At 72.6% G+C, this 3,677-nt stretch carries 4 protein-coding genes; 1 reads left to right on the top strand and 3 read right to left on the bottom strand.

Annotation, left to right across the window (positions count from 1 at the left end; all coding sequences use genetic code 11):
• A partial coding sequence (locus AC1DY2_RS17160; protein WP_476763515.1) for a low temperature requirement protein A occupies positions 1-1,397 on the top strand: 1,397 nt, incomplete at its 5' end.
• A 96-nt stretch (positions 1,398-1,493) separates the two neighbouring features.
• Here the strand turns inward: AC1DY2_RS17160 and AC1DY2_RS17155 are convergent.
• The 3 genes from AC1DY2_RS17155 to AC1DY2_RS17145 all read right to left on the bottom strand — a co-directional run.
• Positions 1,494-1,790, bottom strand: coding sequence for an SHOCT domain-containing protein (locus tag AC1DY2_RS17155; protein ID WP_476763514.1), 297 nt, complete (start codon positions 1,788-1,790; stop codon positions 1,494-1,496).
• Between the two features lie 130 nt (positions 1,791-1,920).
• Complete coding sequence (locus AC1DY2_RS17150) at positions 1,921-2,586, bottom strand: response regulator (protein ID WP_476763513.1); 666 nt, start codon at positions 2,584-2,586, stop codon at positions 1,921-1,923.
• On the bottom strand, positions 2,583-3,677 hold a 1,095-nt coding region (locus tag AC1DY2_RS17145), incomplete at its 5' end, for a sensor histidine kinase (protein ID WP_476763512.1). The genes AC1DY2_RS17145 and AC1DY2_RS17150, both read right to left, overlap by 4 nt.

Here is a 3,677-nt window from a genome sequence, read left to right as displayed (position 1 = left end):
CTCCTGCTCTCGCGCTGAGCGAGCGGATCCGACGCACGCTGCGGCACCCGCGGCGCCTGTGGCAGCATGATGCGACGGGCGCCGCGGGTGCGCCCCGAGAGGGCCTCACGATGAGCGATCAGCAGACGCAGGACGCGAGCACCGCGGCATCCGCCCGGCCGCCCCTCGACCACCGCCTGCGGCGCATGGTGGGCCGCGATCCGAACGAGACCCATCGCGCCTCCACGCCGCTCGAGCTCCTGTTCGACCTCACCTTCGTCGTCGCCTTCAGCCAGGCAGGTGCGCAGACGGCGCACCTGCTCGAGCTCGGGCACTGGACGCCCGCGATCATCGGGTTCCTGTTCGCCGTCTTCGCGATCTGGTGGGCGTGGATCAACTACTCGTGGCTCGCGTCGGCGTACGACAACGACGACATCTTCTTCCGCGTCGCGACCATGGTCGAGATGCTCGGCGTGCTGATCCTGGCGCTCGGCCTTCCCGACCTATTCCACTCGCTCGACGGGGGCGAGCACGTCGACAACGGCGTGGTGGTCGCCGGCTACGTCGTCATGCGCGTCGCCACGATCGCCCTCTGGCTGCGCGCCGCGAAGCACGACGGCGCCCGCCGTCGCACGGCGCTCACCTACGCCGTCTTCGTCTCGATCGCCCAGCTCGGCTGGATCGCCGTCATCTTCATCAACGTGCCGCTCGTCCCGACGCTCGCGATCACGGCGGCGCTCATCGCGCTCGAACTCGTCGGGCCGTACGTCGCCGAGCACGGACGCGAGGGCGGCACGCCCTGGCACGCGCACCACATCGCCGAGCGCTACGGACTGCTCGTCATCATCACGCTCGGCGAGATCATCCTGGGCACCATCCTCGCGATCTCGGCCGTGATCGACGAGCAGGACTGGTCGGTCGAGGCCGTCACCGTGGCCTTCGGCGGCACGGCGCTCGCGTTCGGCCTGTGGTGGGTGTACTTCACGATGCCGTCGGGCAAGGTGCTGCAGCGCTTCCGCGAGCGCGGGTTCGTGTGGGGCTACCTGCACTACTTCATCTTCATCGCCCTCGCCGGTGCCGGAGCGGGCCTGCACGTGGCGGCCTACGAGATCGAGGGCGTCGCCCACATCGGCCTCGTGCCGGCGCTGCTCACCGTCGTCGTGCCCGTCGGCGTCTTCATGATCGCGCTGTTCACCATCTACTCGCTGCTGCTGCGGCAGTTCGACCCCTTCCACCTCTGGTTGTTCGTCGGCAGCGTCGTGGTGCTGGTGCTCGCGGTCGCGGCCGTGGCCGCCGGGGCGAGCTTCGGGGTGGGGATCCTCATCACGGCGGCGTCGCCGTTCGTCGTCGTGGTCGGCTACGAGACGGTCGGCCACCGGCACGAGGCGGCAGCCCTGCGGCGTGCGCTCGGCGACTGACTCCGGCGTCCGCAGGGCGCGAAGCGGATGCCGCGGAGACGGCACACGACGAGGGGCGGATGCCGCGGCATCCGCCCCTCGCGTGTCGATCGGCCGCTAGGCGTTCGGTCGATTCGCGCGGAGCACCTCGAGCCGCGCCCGGTACTCGACCTCGTCGATGTCGCCCTTGGCGAAGCGCTCGCCGAGCGTCGACTCGGCGCTGCCGCCGCGCGCCCACGGCGGACCGTAGGAGCCGTCGGCCCATGCACGGCGTCGGCCGCGGGTCACGAGGAAGATGATCAGTCCGATCACGAGGAACCAGAAGATCGGGATGAGGAAGAAGACCCATCCGAACCCGGCCGCCCAGGAGCCGGCGTGGGTGACGACCGCGGTCGTCGCGAGGGTGGCGAGCATGATGTGTTCCCTTGGTTCGCGCGGCCCGGGAGTGGACCGTCGAACCCATGCTCGCCGGGACGCGGCATCCGCGAATCCGACCGGTGGAGACACCTGCGCTGCTCCCGCGGGAGCACGACGGATGCCGCGCCTACTCCTGCCAGCCCGGGGCCACGAGCCCCGACTCGTAGGCGATGACCACCAACTGCACGCGGTCGCGGGCGTGCAGCTTCGCCATGATGCGCGACACGTGCGTCTTCGCGGTGAGCGGGGAGAGCACCAGCCGCACGGCGATCTCGTCGTTCGTGAGCCCCTGCCCGACGAGGCGCAGCACCTCGCGCTCGCGCTCGGTGAGGGTGTCCAGCCGTGCGTCGTCGGGCGCGTCGCGGAGCCCGACGGCCATCCGCTCGAGCAGGCGCTTCGTGACGCCCGGCGAGAGCAGCGCCTCGCCGCTCGCGACGACCCGCACGGCGCGGATGAGGTCGACGGGCTCGGTGTCCTTCACGAGGAATCCGCTCGCCCCCGCCCGGATGGCGCGGGCGACGTACTCGTCGAGCTCGAACGTGGTGACGATGACGACGTGCACGTCGGCGAGCTTCGGGTCGGCGGCGATCTGCTCGGTCGCCCAGAGGCCGTCGCCGCCCGGCATCCTGATGTCCATGAGCACGACGTCGACGGGCTCGCGGCGCACGAGCGCGAGGAGGTCCGCACCGGTCGACGCCTCCCCCGCGATCTCGACGTCGTCCTCCGCATCGAGCAGCGCACGGAAGCCCGCGCGCACGAGCACCTGGTCGTCGGCGAGCGCGACGCGGATCACGAGGGCGCTCCCCACGGCAGCCGGGCCGTCACCCGGGTGCCGCCGCGCGGCGACGGAGCGAGCTCCACCGAGCCGCCGAGCAGCGCCGCCCGTTCGCGCATGCCCAGGATGCCGCTGCCCTCCGCCGAGCCGTCGGCCCCCGAGCCGTCGTCGTCGACGGTGAGCAGCAGCTCGTCGCCGAGTCGCTCGACCGCCACCACCGCACGGGTCGCGCCGGCGTGACGGACGACGTTGGTGAGGGCCTCCTGCGCGATGCGGTACGCCGCGAACTGCGCGGCACGGGCCGGGAGCGCACCGTCGAGCCGGTCCACGAGCTCCGCCTCGAACCCCGGCGAGCGCACGCCGGCCACGAGCCGCGGCAGCTCGGCGAGCTCGGCCTGCGGCGCCAGCGGGGCCTCGCCGTCTGAGCGGATCACCCCGAGCACGCTGCGCACCTCCTCGAGCGCGGTCTTCGACGTCTCCTTGACGCTGGCCAGGGCGGTGCGGGCCTGCTCGGGGTCCCGGTCCATGAGGTGCAGCCCCACGCTGGCCTGCACGTTGATCTGCGAGAGCGCGTGGCCGATGACGTCGTGCAGCTCGCGGGCGATGCGCACACGTTCCCGCTGCTCGGCCGTCTGGCGCCGGCGGTCGGCCTCGGCACGGAAGGCGGCGGCGCGCTGCCGACGGGTGCGCACGAAGGCGCCGATGCCGAAGCACGCCGCGAGCAGCAGCGTGGTCAGGGCGATCCGGAACGGATGCCAGTCGAGCCCGATGAGCGCCCCGAGCACGATCGCGGCGACCCACGCGACCACCACGGAGACCACGGCCCACACCACCGCCCCACGGGCGACGGCGAGCACGATCGCGAAGGCGAGCGCGATGTACGGCGGCCCGACGTCGGGGCCGGTGACGAGGTCGGCCAGCGCGGCGGCGGACACCACAGCCACGGTGGGCCCGGGGAACCGGCGGGACCCGAGCAGCGCGAGCGGCCCGATGAGGGCGAGCAGCACCTGCAGGGCTCCGGCCGCCCAGCCGAGGTGCAGCCACACGGCGATGCCGATCGCCGCGGGAACCTGCACGAGGAGGCTGATGACCACGGGGGCGCCGAGCAC

This window comes from Agromyces sp. P1_H4, from assembly GCF_056405255.1.
This window is presented reverse-complemented; position numbering and strand designations above follow the sequence as displayed.